Source organism: Stenotrophomonas sp. Steno-C18 (assembly GCF_056393195.1).
This window is the reverse complement of sequence record NZ_JBWJOX010000013.1, coordinates 1-19,032: the sequence shown is the minus strand read 5'-3', so window position 1 is coordinate 19,032 and position 19,032 is coordinate 1. Positions and strand designations below refer to the sequence as shown.

Sequence of the window (19,032 nt, the reverse complement as noted above, 5' to 3'; positions counted from 1 at the left end):
GTCTAGCGTTGTGTCCTCTTCCTCTTCTTCGGCTCGCTAATCGATACGCGCACCCCCGAAGATTGCGACACTAAATCGACCAGATTCTGCTTGGTCCACTCCCGGAATTCGGTCTTACGAGCGGCGCGAGGTATCAACCATCGCGTGCAAGCCAGGGCGCCTACTTCTTCGACTGACTTCAGGTCGCTAATATCGAGGGTAGCTTCCTCCTCCTTCAGGAACTTGATGCTATTGCGTGCCATTTCGCAGACGAACACTTCGCGCTTGACCCCATGCATCATCAGATTGGAGCGCATGCCGATCAGTTCGAGCGCAGTTCGGGTCACGCGCATCTTCCAGTTGGGACCCTTGCCGAAGGCATGCTCGTCGGCATAGGCATGCTTCTTCTCTCGTAGGTACTCGCGTAGGTCCTGAAATAGTTTGTCCGGGATGTGGAAGTGTCCGTATCCGCTCGAGTACCCAATCGGCCTGAGGTAGAAGGTGCTACCCAGCTTCAACCGGTTATAAACCGATGATCGGCCCATGGAGGATGTCGTGGTGATGGCTGCCAGACGGGCCTGATTGACCTTCTTGGAGATCACGCCTTTGCGGGCACCATAAGCGGCCAGAAAGTCGTCGTAGATCTCTTGGGTTCGAAGCAGAGCAGCCACCACCTTGCCGCCCAGCAGCTGGTTGTATGGCGGCACAGCCCCCAGCACATAAGCATCCATCGTGTGCACCAACTGGGTGCCGCGTTGCTCGCCGGTCCAGCCGATGTATTCGTCGCGGGACCGCAAGTTGAAGACGGGGTCTCCGATAGCGAGGATGCCCATCAACCGATCGTGGCCATCATCCCAGACGAGATACCGCAAGCGTCGGCCAAATCCTGGGGAGACAGGCACCGACCAAGTAAGGGAGGCCAACTTGAACAGCTCGGCCTGCCAGGTATTGCTGGCTATCCGCTCCAGGCGAGGCTTGACCGCGACTGGTTCGATCTCCGCTCCGATGGCAAAGTATTGTGAAAGTTTCGGGAACTTCGTCTTGAGAAAATCTTTCTGCTTGGCCGAGCGCTCCGTCCGCTGCATCTGATGCGCTGTGCGGATGGCCTCCTTGCTGTCGGCGGGTAGATGCAGGACGCCGTTCTCATCGCGCTGGAACCCGACCCGCTTCAGATGCCGCCTGACCTTACGCTTGAGGACAGCCTCCCTCGTCAGAATGCTGATGACTTTGCCTTTCGAGATCTTTTTTGCCACGGCCCTTCCCCAATATCCCTGTTCTAGTCCCCGCACCGCCAATGCGGCATTCCTGTCGTATGTGATCTAGATACGGCGCCTTGCAATGAACAGCCCACGCACGGCGATATCAGGGAATCGTTCCTTGAGCACGTGCTGCATGGCTTTGAAGTGCGAGCCAGTTGTCAAGACGTCGTCGAACACGACGATATCCCTCGGAGGTGGTGCGGCGAGTGCGTCATCGATGCGGTAGTTCGCAATCAGTTCTTCTGCATGAAGCCGGGCCTCGCTCTCATGGGATGCGGGCGTGCTTTCAACTTGCACAACCAGCTCCCTGACGTCGATGGCGTGGCCCGCGAATCGGCTAGCGGCACGTAGCGCCTCTACGCAGCGATCGTCGTAGGCGGGATCATCGTGGGTCTTGGAGGGTGGAACAGGTACAAAGGTAGTGCCTTGCAAGGCGCGAGGATTCATACATTCGGCAATGCCTTGTCCCACAAGATTGATCGCGTCGACTTTGAAGGCCCAACGTGGCGTCTCGCGTTGATTGACCTCGCATTTGAAATTCGTGATCAACTGGTTGCCCGGCCCATAGGTGTACCCCTGCCGTGCCGTGTATTCGACGAAGTAGAAGACCTCGTCTTCTCGCCTGAGATAGTGATGTTGTGCGCGCGTCAGCGCATCAATCTGCGTCAGGCGTTTCAGCACTGCCCAATTCCCTTTGGATGTCCGAATAGTCCCGCACCCGAATCGCACCCAAGGCTTCGAAGCGCGCAGGCCACGTCAGCTTGGAGTTGCGAAAGCAACTATCCAGGATGAAGAGTTTGCGTCCATCCTGTTTCAAGGCAGCACGGGCCTGGATCAATGTCCCGGAACTCTCACCCGCTTCGACAATGATCGTGGCCCGTGTCAGGGCGGACATGGTGATATTGCGTTCCGGGAAGAATAACTTATTGCCTGCGGGCCCTTGCCGACTATGGCGTACAATGGGAACCTGGCTGATCAGCAAGTGATTGGTCGCAATGTCCTCTTGCAGTGAGGCATTCTCCGGCGGATAGACGGCAGCGATCGAGGTGCCGATCACCGCAATGGTGTGCCCACCAGCTTCGATTGCAGCGGTGTGCGCAGCGGTATCGATGCCACGGGCCAATCCGGACACGATGGTATATCCGTCCTCGACCAACATGCGGCTCAAGCGCTTTGTCCTGGCGAGGCCCTCCGCAGAGGCTTGGCGCGTCCCGACGATTGCCACCGACGGCGTGTACACCAGCTCCCACTCGCCCCGGAAATAGAGCAGTTCAACCGGGTATTCGGCATCGAGCAGCTGGTCGGGGTAACTAGCGTCCGACCGTACGTGGATCCCAAAGTCTTTGACCCCCTTGGTAGCCAGAAGGGCCAGTGCCAAGTCGGCGTGGGTGTCGACGTCCGTTCGGCTGACAAGGCTTGTGAGCAACGGTGCGCCTGTGGCGTGCACTACCTCGGAGATCTTCCGGAAACTGACCTTCCCCGACGCCCACAGCGCTTCATAGGCCCCGAGCTCATCAATGGGCGTAATCGCGTTAAAAGGTCCATCGGAGTGCGGGTATTGCATGCTAAGGAAGGGTCTCCTGGTTCGATCAACTGGCTTTAGGCTTGGTCAAGCCTAAACGTAGGTGCCGGTATCCGTCTTTCCCATTGCGTCACCAGTGCCCCAAGGGGGACGCCTAGCGCCATGCAATAGTCTCGCACTTCAATGAGATCCAGACGCTTGATCCCAAGTTCTACATTACTCACGTAGGTCTGGCCGCGTCCCAACCGCTTGGCGAACTGGGTCTGGGTTTGACCGGCTGCCTCTCGCAATTCCCGGAAGATGGCGGCCAATTCAAGGTTTTCAGGGCGATAGAGACTCTTTGCCACGTCGGGGCCCTCCTGATCGGATGGCCCTCAATCTATTCTTCAAATTCGGATAATAGGATACCCGGTATTCGGATATTCTGATCTAGGCGAACAGCTAGAGGAAGACCGAAGGGATGCACCCCGCAGATGGCAACTGGTTATCTCAGTCTTTGCGATTCTGCTGTGCTGTATTGCAGTGCCAGCTCACTCCCAAGCCCTGTGGAAAGACTCCCAGGTGGGGATGTCCCTTGCGGCAATTCAACGACAGTTCCCCAAGGCCATCCTCCCATCAACACCGGCGCAACTGACGGATGGAAGCCGTGAACTGCTTCGGCTTCCAAATGCGAGCGTCCAAGACCACGTTTTCGACGCATTGTTCTTCTTCAAACAAGGCAAACCCACTCAGGTGAGCTTGGAGCTCCAAGAGCAGGGTGGCGCTGTCTTCGAGCTCCAGACTTTCCGAGGCATCAAAGCAGCCTTTGACGCGAAGTACGGCGCGCCCGACGGGGAAGAAGATCAACAATTCGATGCCCCTACCCGTTCTGAACTACCGCACGTTGTTTGAAGCGGTTGCAATGCACGACTCGGAGAAGGCAGTGCGCTATCTTCTGAGTATCAGTGGCGGACAATCTGGATAGCGCGCGTGCATAGGCCGAGCCTGCTCCGAAGGGCCGCCCGGGTGGTTCGAACCATGACAACCTTTTGGGAAAATGGTTGACAACCGCTAAATGCCGGAATGGAACCGCCAGGCCCTGGAGGTACTGCGCGAACCACTGGAGTCGGGCACGGTCACCGTGTCGCGGGCGGCGCGCAGCCTGGAATTTCCGGCGCGGTTCCAGCTCGTCGCCGCGATGAACCCGTGCCCATGCGGCTGGGTGGGGGATGCCAGTGGCCGCTGCCGGTGCCCGCTGGAAGCCATCCGCCGCTACCGGGCGCGTATCTCCGGACCGCTGCTGGACCGCATCGACCTGCACCTGCAGGTGCCGCGCCTGCCGCCGGCGGAACTGCGCGGTGATGCACCACCGGGCGAGGACAGCGCGACCGTGCGTGCGCGGGTGATGCAGGCACGTCACCGGCAGCTGGCGCGGGCCGGCAAGGCCAACGCGCACCTGGGGCAATCGGAAACCCTGCGCGATTGCACGTTGCAGGCGGCCGACCACAACCTGCTCGAACAGGCGATGGAACGGCTGCAGCTGTCGGCACGCTCGATGCATCGCATCCTGCGGGTGGCACGGACCATCGCTGATCTGGCGGGTGCCGCGGCGATTGAACGGGCGCACCTGACCGAGGCGATCGGGTACCGGCAGCTGGATCGCGGGAGCGCGGCGGGGGACCCGCGGTAGTCCTGCGTGTGGCGTTGGGGCGTCAGGGGCGATCAACGGCCCCACCCCTTGCGGGAGGGCGGAAGCGGGCCCGTGACGGTCGGCAATGGCCTGCGCAACGGCGCGCCCGGTGCAGGGAGGGCCAGGGAAGGCGCGATCATGTGAGACGCGACGCTTCCCCGATTCATGCAACTGGCCAACAATCCGCCCACCATTCCCGCGTGCAGCGACGGAGCCGTCCCATGGAACGCATCGAACGCCCCTATTACCCGATCATCTACGTGCGCGGCTATGCGATGACCCGCGACGAGATCGTGGAAACCACGTCCACGCCGTTCATGGGTTTCGAGGCGGGCTCGACCAAGATGCGCCAGGCGCAGGACGGCTCGGTGGTGAAGTTCGTGTTCGAGTCGCCGCTGGTGCGGCTGATGAAGGACCACAACTACCGCGATGTGTACGAGTTCGGGGCCGAGCGGCGCGACCGCATCTCGCCGCGCTGCATCGTCATCCACCGCTACTACGACCCGGCCGACCCGGCCTTCGGCGATGGCCGGACACCGTCCATCATCGACGCCGCCACCAGCCTGGGGCGGCGCATCGAGGAATTGCGTGACAGCGTCTGCGGCAACAACGCCGCCATGCGCCGCGACTTCCGCGTCTACCTGGTCGCCCATTCGATGGGCGGGCTGATCTGCCGCTGCCTGCTGCAGAACCCGGAGGTGGCCAGTGCACAGACCCGTGCGATGGTCGACAAGGTGTTCACCTACGCCACCCCGCACAACGGCATCGAGGTCGGCGGGATCAACCTGCCCAACCTGCTGTCGATCAATGACCTGAACAACTTCAACCGCACCAATATGGGCAAGTACCTCAAGGTGCCCAAGGACAAGGTCAACACGCTGGGCAAGGCGGAGTTCCCGCCGCAACGCATGTTCTGCCTGATCGGCACCAACAGCCGCGACTACGCCGCCGCGCATGGCCTGTCCTCGTTCGCGGTGGGCGCGCTGAGCGATGGCCTGGTGCGCATCGCCAACGCCTACGTGGAAGGCGCGCCGCGCGCCTTCGTCAACCGCAGCCACAGTGGCTACTTCGGCATCGTCAATTCCGAGGAGGGCTACCAGAACCTGGTGCGCTTCCTGTTCGGCGATACCTGCGCCACGGCGCAGCTGGACATCACCGCCCTGCCCTTCCCGCCCGAGATCGAGGCCGCGCGCCGCAAGGGCAAGAAGATCCAGTCCTCCTACTACATCGAGTCCACGGTCGCCCCGCGCGGTGCGTATACCTACGAGCTGACCTCGCGCACGCAGGCCAACCAGTGCGCCATCCGGCGCAGCTACGACGAGATGTTCAATGCCGACGGCAGCGTGCGCCGCGAGGCACGCTCGCCGGTGCTGTTCTCGGTGTTCCTGGACAGCGGCAGGATCATGGCCGGCAGCGAGATCGCCTTCTCCATCGACCTGGCGGTATGCAATGCCGGCTACGAGGTCGATGGCGCGCTGTTCCTGAAGAACCACATCCCGGGCGAGCACCTGTTCCGCAATACGCTGGTGCTGTTCGCCAAGCCGGCCGATGGCGGTGGCTGGCGCCTGCGCTATGTCTGGAGCGACGACCAGTGGGCCGGCGGGCCGAAGAACGAGGCCGAGCTCGACGCCGCGCGCACCAAGGCGATCGGCATCGTGCAGCAGGCACCGGATGTGTTCTCGGTGCCGCTGCGCTCGGCCAAGGGCTTCGCCGCCGAGCTGAAGCTGTCCCTGTCGGCCTGGCGGTGAGGGCCGCGCTCAGCGGCCCCATTCCGGCGGCGTGAACAGCCCCGGGCGTGCCAGCGGCGACGCGGTTCCCGCGGCCCGGTCCAGCTCCTGGTTGAGGCTGTCCACGAACACCGGCTCGTTGAGGTAGGCCACGTTCAACCGCGTCCACGGCGAGACCCGTTCCGGATCCAGCTGGAACAATGCGCCCGGGGCCAGCACCACGCCGCGCGACAACAACCGCGTGGTCAACTGGTGGGTGTCGGTGATGTTGGCAAAGCGCGCCCACAGGTACAGGCTCTGCGCCGGTTCGGCGAACACGGTGGCGCCCATGCCGTGCAGCACCTCCAGGCCCCTGGTGGTGGCCGCGCGGGCGCGATCCTGCAGGCGTTTGACGTGGCGCAGGAAGTTGCCCCCACGCAGCATCGCCTCCAGCACCCGCTCGGCGTACTCGCTGCCTCCCAGGTGCAGCAGCAGCTTGATGTCGGCCAGTTCCTCGACGTGGGCCTTGTCGCCGGCGATGAAGCCCACCCGCAGCGAGGCGGACACCGATTTGGAGAAACTGCCGACGTAGATGACGTTCTTCAGCTGTGCCATCGCCGATACGCGCGGCGTGGCGTTGGCCTTGAAGTCGGCCATCGCATCGTTGTCGACGACCAGCAGGTCATGCGCGGCCGCGAGCTTGGCCAGGCGCTGCGCGACGTCGGCCGAGATATCGGTGCCGGTGGGGTTGTGGGCCACCGACTGCATGAAGAACAGGCGCACCTTGTTCCGCTGCAGGATGGACTCCAGCACGGCCAGGTCCGGGCCATCGGCGCGCCGCGGCACCGCCACCAGGTTGGCCCCCTGCAGGCGCAGCTTGCCGTACAGCGGGTGGTAGCCCGGCTCCTCGACCAGCACCGTGTCGCCGGGACGCACGTGGCAGCGGATGATGATGTCCAGGGCGTGGTTGGCACCGAAGGTGGTCACCACCTGCCGGGGGCCGACCTCGATGCCGTAGCCGGCCAGCCGGCGGACCAGGTGCTGGCGCAGCGGCAGGTGACCGTAGCGGTTGCCGTAGCGGAACAGGTTGGCCACGCCGGAGCGGACGATATGCCGGTGGAAGCGGTCCACGCGCATGTCCATCAGCCACTCCACCGGCGGGAAGCCCTCGCCCAGATGCGCGCGGCCGGGTTCGCGCACCGCCTGCTGGCGCATCAGCCAGATGGTGTCGATGGCCTGGTTGTAGGCCGGTGGATCCTCGTCGGTATCGCGCTCGCCCAACCCGGCCATTTCGCGCACGTAGAAGCCCTTGCCATGGTGTGGCTCGACCAGGGCGCGCTCGCTGAGCAGATCGAAGGCGGCGATCACGGTGTTCTTGGAGTAGCCGTTCAATCGGGCGTACTCGCGCAGGGAGGGAAGCTTGTCACCGGGCTTGAGCGCGCCGGCCAGTATCTGCCGGCCGATATCGGTGGCGACTTTTTCAGCCAGGGAGAGAGGGGGATAGTCGACAGTCATGGTTGTCCATACGGCAGATGCGTCCAATCGCGCCACAGGGATGACGGACCCAACGCGTGTGCCCGTCGGCGAGCGGACTCTCCATGGATGCCTGAAGCATCGGGGCCCGCATCGCAGCGCGCCGCTACTGTCGTCGCAAACTGTACCTCCGCGCGAAGCGTGCAACGCAACGCTCCATCCCGGTTGGGCAACAGCACAGGCGACTTCTTATGTGTACCAGATGCGGCGCCGGGCGCAGTGGAAAACCTTGCAGAACATGTCGGTGCTGACATGGATCTGCATGGGCCGATCCAGCCATCGCATTGAACGTCCCTCGGCACGGCGCTCGCTCCACGCACGATGTCGTCGCGTGTCAGCCCTGCCACAAAGCGCGGCAAGGCCCGATAAGGGTTTCATCTGGCTTTCACGCCAGCGGCATCAACAAAGCACGCCGGATGCCGGTGATAGCCGCGCTTCCGCGCACAGATCCAGCAATGGATCGCTTCGTCCCATCGCAGCCTTGCAACGGGACGTCGGCACCTGCGCACGATGCGCAGGTGCCGGTGGCGCTCAGTCGGCGCTGCAACGCAGCTTCAGCTCCACGCTGCTGTCCTTCGGCAGGCCGGGAATCATCAGGCCGGTGGTCGACTGCAGCGCGGCCACGGTAAGCGGTGTCGGGCAGCTGGCGCCGCCAGTGCTGGTGCAGGTCAACGCACTGCACGCCAGGCCAGCCACCGCAGGGTCGCGCACGACCGCGCCGTCCGCCGGCTGCGGCCCCTTGTTGCCGATCACCAGCGTGTAGTCGAACGGCGTGCCCGGCACCACCGCAGCAGCGTTGTTGGTCTTGGTGATGTACAGGTCGACATCACTGCGCTCGTTGACGAACTCGCACTGGTAGACCTGCGAGGTGGCCAGCGCGCCGGCCGGCAGCGTGTAGGTGCTGCCGTTGAGAGCGCCCAGCACCGTCCCCTGGCTGTTCCGGCAGGTCGCCGACGCCAACCGCCAGCCCGGGGCGACCGTCTCGCTGATGGTCACCGCCTGCGCGGTCACGTCCACCGTGTAGGGCTGCACGCCGTTGGCGGCGTTGCCGTCCGCGTCCACCTGCGTCGGCGTACCGGCGGTGGTGGTGGTCACCTGGCCGCTGGCATGGGTGCGGGTATTGGTCAGCGCGAAGGAGAACGGTCCACCGGTCGCGCCGGTGGTGGTCTTGCTCAGCGCGATCACCGGCGGCAGGGCCGGCGGCGGCGCGGCCGGGCACCGTGCACCGTCCAGGTTGCTGGAGGTGGGGGCATTGGGTGCCAGCACGTCGTAGAACATCGCACCGCCGCTGCCACTGACGTTGAAGATCCGATAGACCAGGCCCGGCGGCGTGGTCGCACCCGAGCGGTAGGCGTACATCGTGCCCGCGCTGTCGAAGAAGATGCCGCCCCAACCACCGCTGCCCGGTGACAGCGGCAGTGCCAGCGGCAGGTCCACCTTGGCACCCGTGGCGGAGTTGACCCGGAACACCACCCCCGTGGTGTTGTTGACGCCGTAGATGTTGCCATCGGTCGGGTGGAAGGCCATGTCCGAGGACTGCGCGAAGGCGGTCGTGGCCACCGGCGAACCGACCACGGCGTTGGTGGCCACGTTGATGTAATAGAGGCTGCCGGCGTTGGCGGCGGCGTAGTAGCCGGTCCCCGGCTGGATGTCGGCGACGACGAACTGTCCGCTGAAGCCCAGCCCGCCCGGCGCCGCGGCGAACGGCAGGTCGGCCACGCCGTTCTGGCCGATGCGCACCAGCCGCGGTACGTCGCCGGCACCGGTGCCCTTGTAGTAGCCCCACAGGTAGCCGTCCTGCTGGCGGAAGCCGATGCCGTTGACGCCGCTGTTGGCCAGCGGGCCACTGGTGCCGAGCAGGCTCATGGCACCGGTGCTCAGGTCCATGGTGTAGAGGTTGCTGTCACGGGTGACGAAGGCATCGGTGGGGCACGTGGCAAACGGCGCCGGGCACAGCACGGTGAAGTTGGCGGTGGCGCTGTTGTCGTCCGGGTTCATGTCCGAGAAACCGGAGCTTGCCGGGAACACGGCTGCGGCGGTGTTGCTGACGGTGGCGTTGCACTGCGCGCTGTCGGTGACGTAGCCGGTGATGCTGAAGGTCAGCACGCCGCCCGGGGCCAGCGTGTAGTTGCTGGTGCTGATGCTGCCGGTGCCGCTGGCGGCCGGGCAGGTCGAGCCGCTCGATGCGCTGCAGGTCCAGGTGGCATCGCGCAGCTGGCTGGGCAGGCTGTCACTGAACAGCGCCGCGTTGGCCGGGGTGATCGTCGGGGCCTGGTTGCCCGCGTCGACGGCGTTGATGTCCTTGTTGGTCAGGGTGACGGTGTAGCTGAGCCGGTCGCCCTTGGCGGCCTGCGGCGTGGACACCTGCTTGGTCACCACCAGGTCGGCCGGGGCACGCACGAACACCTCGCGCACCTCATGCACGTTGACGTAGCCGCCGGTGGAGCCGCCAAAGCCCAACCGCAGGTTGGCCGGGGCCGCGTAGGCGAAGTCCTGGTTGCTGATCAACTGGGTCATGGTCTCCGGCGTTGCGCCGTAGAACACGTTCACCCGGTAGCCGGTGCCGCTGCCCTTGGGGACCAGCACCAGGCGCACGCGCCGGTTGGTCGTCGGGCGCGAGGTCACGCCGGTCACGTCCAGGGTCTGCCCACCGGGCAGGGTCAGGCCGGCCACGTAAGGGTTGCCGCTGCCGACCGGGCCACGAATGGCGATGCTCTGCGGCTGGCGGGTGGCGCCGTGCGGCGTGATGCCGGTGCAGGCATCGGTCACCGTCCGTGCGTCGCTGGAGAAGTTGCCGAATTCGTCCAGCGCCACCGCCAGGTAGCCACCGTTGCCGTGGCAGAAGCCCAGGCTCGCGCCCGGCTTGGCGCCGGCCATGCTGCCGTTGGCGTCGTACAGGAACGCACTGATGCCATCGGCGCCATTGGATGCCACGCCGCCCCAGCTGACGTAGTCGAACTCCAGCAGCACGCCGCTGGAAGACGGGAAGCCCGAGCCGGTGTACAGGCTGACGCCGGCCTGGTTCTGCCGCTTGGTGGTCAGGCGCAGCCAGCCACTGCCGTTGGCATCGTTGGTGTTGGTATCGGAGATCGCGCCGTAGCCGCCGGTGAGGATGTTGCTGTCATCCACGGTGCTGGCGTTGTCCACCTTCGGGATCGACCAGCCTGGCGCGGTGGTGTTCTGGAAGCTGGCATTGACCACGAACTGCGCCTTGGCCGGCACGACGTGGCCAGCCAGTGCACCGGCCGCCACCACCACGATGGCTTTCTTCCAACTCATCAAGATCCTGTCCCCCATGACTCTCTGGCGTCGCACCCGGCCACCGGGCCAGGCGCGCGCCGCTTGGTTTGGTTCAATGACGGGAAGCCCGCAGGTGCTTCCCGAAGGGATGGCGCGGGCCAGCCGCGCCACCGGTCCGCGCATCAGTAGCTGCCCACCACGTTGAGGAACCACCCCCGGTGGTCGTAGTCGAAATCGGTGAGCTTGTCGCTGAAGTCGGTGAAGTTGTAGCCGACGCCGACGCGGAAGTTACGGCCGATGTCGCGGTCCAGCCCCACCAGGGCACCCTGCCGGCGGCCACCGTCCTTGACCGCCAGCGAGCGGTACTCGGCCAGTGCGTGCCAGTTGGTGGTGACGCCATAGCGCACCTGCCCGGCCAGGAACGTCGCCGCCGAATCGGCCCAGGCCCCGGTCATGCGGCCCATCCGCACTTCGCCCTCGCGGCGAGCCGCCTTGAGCGCGAATTCCCAGTGGTTGAGCGGGCGGTACACGCCCTCGAACGACAGCACCTGGCTGCGCTGGTCGTAGTAGGCGCTGCTGGTGTCCTGCGCCAGCGTGGAGACGTCGTACAGGTACGTGTAGCGGCCCAGCAGCCCCCAGCGGGTACTGTTGAACGGGCGGTAGGCGAAGCCGAGGTTGCCTTCGATGAACTTCGCCCCGGCCAGCGGATCCAGCGCGTCGTCGGTATCGGAGTAGTTGAAGCGCGCGGCGATGCGCAGGCTCTCGCTGAACTTGTGGGTCAACGCGTTGGTGGTCACCCACTGCACGCGGCGCTCGGCGCCGCTGTCCTTGCGCCACTCCAGCTTGCTGCTCCACTGCGTGGCCGACGAGGTGCGGCCACCGCTGAGGCTGACCGCACGCCGGTTGATGTTGCCGGTGCCGCGGTCCAGTTCCGCATCCTGCAGCTGGAAGCCCAGGTTCCAGCCCACGCCCGGATAGAAGTCCATGCCGAAGGTGTGGGCCAGCCCGGTTTCGTTCGGTGCTTTCAGGTACTGGCTCTCGTTGAACACGTTGACCTGGTTGGACAGGCGCCAACGCTGGCCCAGCGTCCAGCCATCACGCTGGGTCGGGCTGAACAACGAGTCGTAGCTGCTGCTGGTGGCGTTGGTGAAGGTGTAGTTGCCGTAGATCGAATGGTCCGGGGTCAGCCGGTACTCGGCATTGACCTGCGCCGCATCGCCGCGATCACCCTGGGTGACTTCCGCACCGACGCTGGAGAGGTTGCCGAACTGGTAGTTGCCGCCCAGCGTGACCGCATCATTGCTTTCGTACTTGCCACCATCATCGTCCAGGGTGACCTGCGCGGTGCCATACAGGTCGAGCATGTTGCCGAAGCGACGCTTGTACTGCAGTGCGCCCAGCGTGCCGATGCCCTGCCCGGTGTAGCGGTTCTCGTCGACACGGCGCAGCTCGGCACTCAGGGTGTCGACGTCGGTGATGCGCCATTCGCCGGTCAGCTGGCTCTGCTCCAGGTACTCCGCGCCGCGCTCGGCGCGGCTGTAGCGGCCGTAGAGGTCGATGTCCGGGCTGAGCTGGCCACGGAACTCGGCGCCGTGCTCACGCACCTCCTCGCCGGTGTCGTAGCGGGCGATCGAGTAGCCGGCGTCGACACGGCGCATCCACGCGCCGGCCGACCAGTCCAGCGCGGTCCAGCCCATTTCCTTGAAGTTGACGCGCGCCTCCACCGAGGTGGCATCGCCCTGGCGGCGTGCGCCCAGGCCGGAGTTGAGCTCGGCGAAGGTCAGGCCGCCGTTTTCCGAATAGAACACCGGGGCGCTGGTGGACTCGGTGCGGGCACGTTCCACCTTCACGTAGGTGCCGCGCCCGGCCTGCAGGGTGAGGTCGGCCGACGCCAGCGTGTAGTCGTCGCCGGCCCGGTTCTCATCGACGTAGGTGGCTCCCACGCCAACGTGGTCGCCGAACCAATGCTTGGCACGCACGCCCGCGGTGACCTCATCGGGGTTGAAGCCGGTCGGCAGGTATTCGTAGTCGACCAGCAGCACCTGGGTGTAGCCGTCCAGCGGGGTGTCGCGCGACAGGCGCGGCAGCCCGTCCCGTGTGACGATGGACAGCGCGTCGGACAGGATCAACCGGCCCTGGAAGTTGTCGACCTGGTAGTCGGCACCGGGCTGCAGGTCGATGCGCTTCTCCACGCGGCCAGTGGTGGCGTCGCGGATCTCGATGGCGACCTTCTCCGAACCCGGCAGGATGTCGTTGTGGCGCAGGTAGTACAGGCTGCCGCCGGTGCCGAGGAATTCGCTGTGGCCCGGCGCGGTCTGCGCCTCCGAGCCGAACGCGCGCACTTCGCTGCGGGCATCGCCCCACGGGTTGGTCGCGCGGCTGCGCCAGTTCAGCGCGCCGCCGTACAGCGAACGCGAATACTGGCCGTACTCGGTGCCGGTGAAGCCGGTGTTGAAGTTGCCCCACAGGGCCTGGCTCTTGTCCCAGTCCACCCGGACGTACAGCCGCCCCTGCGTGTCCACGTCGCGGTAGGTGGTGGAGTCGTCGCCATAGACCGGGTAGTACTGGTCCGGGTCCAGGCGGCGGAACACGTCCTGCGGATCGGCATCCCAGAAGCCACGGAACATCTCGTTGACTTCGCGCTCCTGGGTATCGGCCTGCGCGGTGACCAGGTACTTGCCCTTGACCTTTCCCTTCAGATAGAACGCCAGGCGGCCGTCGACCACCAGGTCCTTCTCGTAGCGATCGTCCTGGCCCAGCGGTTCCAGCGAGCCGGACACGCTGTTGCCAGACAGGGTGAAGTCGGCCAGTGCCACGGCGAACATGTAGCGGCCGGTGACGTCGATGTCCAGCTGGTCGCGCACCGTCATGCCATGGGTGCCGGCACTGATGTCGATGTCGAAGCGGTGCTGGCCCACCGGCACCAGGTACTCGGCGACCAGCTTGCTCTCCATGTCCACCGGCTGCATCTGGCCGTTGATGCGGACACTGGCCTGCTCGGGCAGGTTGCGGCCCTGGATGCGGATGCGCGAGCCGTAGATCGGGATGTTCTGCTGGCGCAGGCTGTCGCGGCCGAAGCTCTGGTCGACCAGGCTCTGCAGCTGCGCATCGTCGGTGCTGAACGCAGCACCCTTGCTGCGCTCCACCGCGTTGCGCAGCATCTGCGTGCCGCGCTCGGCTTCTTCCGGGCGCACCAGCTGCAGCCGGCTCGGGTAGGTTTCGTCGACGCTGCCATCGGCACCGTAGGCACGCACGATGTAGACCAGTTCGTCACCCACCTTGGGCCGGTAACCGGACGGCAGGCCGCCATCCCATTCCAGCGTGGTAGAAGCGGCCACCGGCAAGGCGACGGTGGCGACCGGATCGACCAGGTCGGTGTCGGAGGCACGGAACACCCGCACCTCGGCACGCTGGATGAAGGCCGAATAGTTGTTGAAGGCGTAGAACTGCACCGGCTTGGTGATGCGGCTGCCATCGAACGGCACCAGCGACGGTGCCGACAGGCTGAAGGACGGCTTGCCCAGGTTGGGGTCTTCCGTGGCCCAGATCACGCCGCCATTGGGCAGCTGCAGCGACCACTTGCCAATGGCCACGGCCTGGCCCGGCTGCAACGGCATCGCCGCCTCATTGCCCGGCTTCTCCGCTTCCACCGATACCCGGCGGTCCGGGGCCAGTGCAGCCGAACCGCTGGCTGCCTGTGGCACCACGGTCTCGCGCTTGCCGCGGCTGTTGATGCGGAACAGCATGCCTTCCTGCCCATTGCAGCCTGCGGCATCACAGGCTGGCTCGACCGCGTCGGTTGCCGGGCCACGGGCAATGGCCGGCGCCTGCGCGGCCTGGGCGTAGACCGCCGGGGCCATGCCCGACAGCGCGCACAGCAGTGCGTAATCCAACAGTTTCATCTTCATGGCTTGGCCTCCTGGACAGCACGCTCAGATGAGGCGTTGAGCTCGCCAGGGACGATTTCGACTCGAACATCCTTCCGCTGCGCTTCGGGCATGGCGGCGGTGATGGCATCCAGCACCGCCCGCGCACGACGCATCCCCAGTGCGTCGTTGTGGGCATCGGAAGCCCGGCGGTCGGCATGGCCGGTGATCTTCACCACCCGGCCGTCCATCTCCACCAGGTACGCACCGATGCTACGCAGCAGCGCGCCGTACTCCGGCTTGATGTTTGCGGTGTCGGTGTCGAACAGCACGTTGCCCAGCACCGGCCAGGACGACAGCCCCACCACCGTGCTGTCCGCATCGGTGGTCACCGTGCGCAGGCTGACCCGGGTACGCGCGGCGACCTCGGCGGGCAGTTCGGCCACCAGCGCCTTGCGCACCGCCACGGCGCGCTCGAAGGCCAGCAGCTCGTCCTCGCCCTGCGCGCCGATCACCACCTCCCCACCGTCGTGGGCGCGGACCTGCTCGGCCATGCGGCCGATCATCGGCTGGTACTGGCTGCGGATCTGCGCGCTGGCCGGAGCGAACATCACCTGGCCCAGCTCCATCTCCACCTGCTGCGTGCCCTGCCCCTTGACCAGGCCCGGCGGCAGCTTCACGCCGAAGTCGAAGCGCACCGGCAGCCCCGGGGTGATGCGGCGTACCAACGGGTTGGCCGTGGTGAACACGCTGCCCGGCGGCAGGGTGGCCGGATCCACCTTCAGGATGAAGTTGCGACCGCGCTCGTCGCGTCCGCCGTCGATGCCGATCAGGTTGTAGCGACCGAACTGGTCGGTCTCCACCAGCAGCCCTTCGACCGAGGCGATGCGCACGCCCGGGATGCCACGCTCGTCCACGCCTTCGTTGCGGATGACGTAGTCCACGCGGTAGCCGCCCTCGACCTGGCTGATGCGCCGTTCCACGCTCGGCACGGCCGCGGTCAGGCCGCGGGCGGCGTCGCCGCCGTCGGCGCTGACCACGGTGGTGCCGGCCGCATCCATGCGCAGCGTCGTGCCCTGGCCGGTGGTCAGCACGAAGTCGCCGGTGAACTCGGGCGCACGCAGCAGCTGGCTGACCACCACCTCGCGTGCCTGCGCCGGATCGGCGTCGGACTGGCGCCCACCGATGCGGCCGATGGCGATGCCATGCAGCAGCGGCGCACTGGCGTCGGGCTCGGGTTGCGGCCCCTTGCCGTGATCGACCGTGGTGGAACTGGCGATGTATGCGCCGGCGGCGAAACCGCCCTGCACGCGCACGTCGGTCATTTCGGCGCTGTCCTGCCAGCCATCACCGTCGCGGTCGTCGAACACGGTACCGATCAGGGTGGATTCGTCGGTCATCGGGTCGGCCACCATCTGCACCGTGGCGGTGGCCACGTTGGAGACACGGCTGCCGTTGTCATGCATCTCCGCCGTGTTGGTGTGCAGGCCGGCGCGCACGCCGGCGCCCACGCGCAGCAGGTAGCTGACCGTGGCACGGCCACCACTGGCGATGTCGATCTGGTCCACGCGGATCGGATGGCTGCCGACTTGGCGGCCAACGCCGTCACGGTCCGCCACTTCCAGCGAGCCCTCGACCAGGGTGAAGCCGGCCGGCGGCGTATCGACCAGCGTGCCGTCCACGACGTCGACGCTGCCGATGTTTTCCAGCGTCACGGTGTAGCGGACCAGGTCACCGACCTTCACGTCGCGCGGGTTGGCCTGCTTGGTGACACGCACCTGGGTGCTGCCCTCGACGGTCAGGTTCACCGTGGCGGTGTCGCAGACCGGGGTTGGCACCGACAGATCGCAGACCCGGTACACGAAGCTGTCCTGGCCCACGAAGCCCGGGTTCGGCGTGTACACGCAGCTGCCGGCGGCACAGCTCACCGTGCCATTGCCCGGCGGGGTCAGCACCGTCACCGACGCCGGATCCAGCGGCACCCGGGTGGTGGTGTCGTTGCCGATCACGTTGACGCTCACCGGCGTGTCGACCTCGGTCCTGCCCGTGTCGTCGATGGCCTCGACGCGGTTCGGCTTCACGACGATGACGACGGTGGCCGTGTCGCAGGACGCGGTCGGCCTGGAGGTGTCGCACACCCGGTAGACGTAGGTATCCGTGCCGGTGAAGTTCGGGTTCGGCGTGTAGGTCACCGAGCCGTCCGGATGGACCACGACGCTGCCATTGGCCGGCGGCGTGACCACGGTGACGCTGCCCGGATCCAGCGGGATGCCGGTGGTGGTGTCGTTGCCGGTCACCGGCGTGGTGACCGGGGTGTTCGGCTCGGTGGTATCGGCGTCGTCCTTGGCCTCGATTTCGTTCGGCAGCACGGTGATGGTCACCGTCGCCGTCGCGCAGTTGGCTGGATTGCCGTTCTCGCAGATCCGGTAGGTGAATGTATCGGTCCCGGCGAAACCCGGTGCCGGCGTGTAGGTCACCGTGCCGTCGGCGTTGATCACCGCATTGCCATTGGCCGGCGTGCTGACCTGGGTCACCGTGACCGTCGTCGGATCCACCGGTTGGCCGTCGAGGCGGTCATTGCCCAGTACCGACACCGTCACCGGCGTGTTCTGCGGCGTGGTCGCCGCATCGTCGCTGGCGGTGATCGGGTGTGCCTTCAGGGTGATGGTCACCGTGTCGGTCGGCGGCACCAACGTACCGCCGGTCGGCGTGCCGTTGGCGGTGGCGATGTTGGTCACCGTGCCTGCAGTCACGTCGGCCTGGGTGACGGTGTAGCTGGCCATGCAGACCGTGCTTGCAGCGGGTGCCAGCGACGTCACCGGGCAGTTGACCGTGGCGATCCGGTCATCGGCCACGCGCAGGCCGTTGATGGTCACGTTGCCGGTATTGGTCACCGCGTACTGGTAGGTGATGACCTCGCCCACTACCGCATAGGTGGCCTGCTGGGCGGTCTTGTCGATGCTCAGCGATGCGTTCTGCACGACCGGCGTGGTCACCGTCGGCGCGCAGTCCGCCGCGGTGGCACAGGCATCGCGCGTACCGCTGGTGACCAGCGCGGTGTTGATCACCTTGCCGGCATCCACATCGGCCTGGGTCACGGTGTACGTACCGGACAGGGTGCAGGTCGCGCCCGGCGCCAACGTCGTGCAGCCGATGCTGGACGGGGTGAGCTTGCTGTCGGCCACGAGCACGTTGACCAGGGTCATGTTGCCGGCGTTGGTGGCCACCACCGAGTAGCTGATCGCATCGCCCACGCCATACGGGCCCGGCGAAGTGACGGTCTTGGTCGAGGTCAGCTTCGGGGTCTGGGTGATCGGCGTGGTCACCGTCGGCGCGCAGTCGCCGGCGGTGGCGCAGGCGCCCGGGGTGTCAGTGCCGATGGTGGCGGTGTTGATCACCTGGCCGGCGTCCACGTCGGCCTGGAGCACGGTGTAGGAACCGCTCAGCGTGCAGCTCGCGCCCGGTGCCAGCGTCGCGCAGGTGGTGCTCGACGGCGACAGCTTGGTGTCGGTGACCACCACGTTGGTCAGCGTCGTGTTGCCGCTGTTGGTGGCGACCACCGAATAGCTGATCGCATCGCCAACGCCATACGGACCGGTCGAGGTCACGGTCTTGGTCGAGGTCAGCTTCGGGGTCTGGGTGATCGGCGTGGTCACCGTCGGTGCACAGTCGCCGGCGGTGGCGCAGGCGCCCGGGGTGTCGGTGCCGATGGCGGCGGTGTTGATGACCTGGCCGGCGTCCACGTCGGTCTGGAGTACGGTGTAGGAACCGCTCAGCGTGCAGCTCGCGCCCGGTGCCAGCGTCGCGCAGGTGATGCTCGACGGCGACAGCTTGGTGTCGGTGACCACGACGTTGGCCAGCGTCATGTTGCCGCTATTGGTGGCGACCACCGAATAGCTGATCGCATCGCCCACGCCATACGGGCCGGTCGAGGTCACCGTCTTGGTCGAGGTCAGCTTCGGCGTCTGGGTGATTGGCGTGGTTACTGTCGGCGCACAATCCGCCGCCACGGCGCAGGCACCGGGCGTATCGGTCGTGATCGCGGCGGTGTTGATCACCTTGCCTGCATCGGCATCGGCCTGCAGCACGGTATAGGAACCGCTCAACGTGCAGCTCGCGCCCGGTGCCAGCGTCGCACAGGTGGTGCTCGACGGCGACAGCTTGGTGTCGGTGACCACCACGTTGGTCAGCGTCGTGTTGCCGCTGTTGGTGGCGACCACCGAATAGCTGATCGCATCGCCCACGCCATACGGACCGG

10 protein-coding genes and 1 pseudogene are annotated in these 19,032 nt (G+C 65.9%); 3 read left to right on the top strand and 8 right to left on the bottom strand.

The features are described 5' to 3' along the window. Positions 1–2: 2 nt before the first annotated feature. The 4 genes from AC06FE_RS18790 to AC06FE_RS18775 all read right to left on the bottom strand — a co-directional run bounded on the left by AC06FE_RS18790 (position 3) and on the right by AC06FE_RS18775 (position 3,107). Positions 3–1,232: a Druantia anti-phage system protein DruA gene (locus AC06FE_RS18790; RefSeq protein ID WP_478073916.1), complete on the bottom strand. Its 1,230-nt coding sequence runs from the start codon at positions 1,230–1,232 to the stop codon at positions 3–5. 66 nt (positions 1,233–1,298) lie between these two features. Further along, positions 1,299–1,919 carry a hypothetical protein gene (locus tag AC06FE_RS18785; protein WP_478073915.1) on the bottom strand — a complete coding sequence of 207 codons (621 nt, stop codon included), beginning with the start codon at positions 1,917–1,919 and terminating at the stop codon, positions 1,299–1,301. Then, the gene (locus AC06FE_RS18780; RefSeq protein ID WP_478073914.1) at positions 1,894–2,802 is read right to left on the bottom strand and encodes a DNA-processing protein DprA; all 909 of its coding nucleotides are present in this window, start codon (positions 2,800–2,802) and stop codon (positions 1,894–1,896) included. Before AC06FE_RS18780 ends, AC06FE_RS18785 begins: the two co-directional genes overlap by 26 nt. A 35-nt stretch (positions 2,803–2,837) precedes the next feature. After that, positions 2,838–3,107 (bottom strand): helix-turn-helix domain-containing protein, encoded by a 270-nt coding sequence (locus AC06FE_RS18775; protein WP_478073913.1) that lies wholly within the window; start codon positions 3,105–3,107, stop codon positions 2,838–2,840. 214 nt (positions 3,108–3,321) lie between these two features. On the opposite strand from AC06FE_RS18775, the gene AC06FE_RS18770 reads away from it, so the two are divergent. The 3 genes and pseudogenes from AC06FE_RS18770 to AC06FE_RS18760 all read left to right on the top strand — a co-directional run bounded on the left by AC06FE_RS18770 (position 3,322) and on the right by AC06FE_RS18760 (position 6,177). After that, entirely contained in the window at positions 3,322–3,651 is a 330-nt protein-coding gene (locus tag AC06FE_RS18770; protein ID WP_478073912.1) for a hypothetical protein, read from the top strand. Between the two features lie 163 nt (positions 3,652–3,814). Beyond that, positions 3,815–4,429 (top strand): annotated as a pseudogene (locus AC06FE_RS18765) (ATP-binding protein); the annotation flags it as partial. Between the two features lie 221 nt (positions 4,430–4,650). Beyond that, complete coding sequence (locus tag AC06FE_RS18760) at positions 4,651–6,177, top strand: esterase/lipase family protein (RefSeq protein ID WP_478073911.1); 1,527 nt, start codon at positions 4,651–4,653, stop codon at positions 6,175–6,177. Between the two features lie 9 nt (positions 6,178–6,186). On the opposite strand, the gene AC06FE_RS18755 is transcribed toward AC06FE_RS18760, so the two are convergent. The 4 genes from AC06FE_RS18755 to AC06FE_RS18740 form a co-directional block, all read right to left on the bottom strand. Then, complete coding sequence (locus tag AC06FE_RS18755; protein ID WP_313255181.1) at positions 6,187–7,650, bottom strand: aminotransferase-like domain-containing protein; 1,464 nt, start codon at positions 7,648–7,650, stop codon at positions 6,187–6,189. A 549-nt stretch (positions 7,651–8,199) separates the two neighbouring features. Beyond that, the gene (locus tag AC06FE_RS18750) at positions 8,200–10,947 is read right to left on the bottom strand and encodes a DUF6923 family protein (protein WP_478073910.1); all 2,748 of its coding nucleotides are present in this window, start codon (positions 10,945–10,947) and stop codon (positions 8,200–8,202) included. Positions 10,948–11,090: 143 nt separating this feature from the next. Further along, the gene (locus tag AC06FE_RS18745) at positions 11,091–14,816 is read right to left on the bottom strand and encodes a hypothetical protein (RefSeq protein WP_313255177.1); all 3,726 of its coding nucleotides are present in this window, start codon (positions 14,814–14,816) and stop codon (positions 11,091–11,093) included. Continuing rightward, a partial coding sequence (locus AC06FE_RS18740; RefSeq protein ID WP_478073909.1) for a DUF7507 domain-containing protein occupies positions 14,813–19,032 on the bottom strand: 4,220 nt, incomplete at its 5' end. The genes AC06FE_RS18740 and AC06FE_RS18745, both read right to left, overlap by 4 nt.

Coding starts and splice junctions, on each gene's coding strand:
- AC06FE_RS18780 (WP_478073914.1), bottom strand. CDS start 2,802: ATGCAATACCCGCACTCCGATGGACCTTTTAACGCGATTACGCCCATT.
- AC06FE_RS18760 (WP_478073911.1), top strand. CDS start 4,651: ATGGAACGCATCGAACGCCCCTATTACCCGATCATCTACGTGCGCGGC.
- AC06FE_RS18755 (WP_313255181.1), bottom strand. CDS start 7,650: ATGACTGTCGACTATCCCCCTCTCTCCCTGGCTGAAAAAGTCGCCACC.
- AC06FE_RS18750 (WP_478073910.1), bottom strand. CDS start 10,947: ATGAGTTGGAAGAAAGCCATCGTGGTGGTGGCGGCCGGTGCACTGGCT.
- AC06FE_RS18745 (WP_313255177.1), bottom strand. CDS start 14,816: ATGAAGATGAAACTGTTGGATTACGCACTGCTGTGCGCGCTGTCGGGC.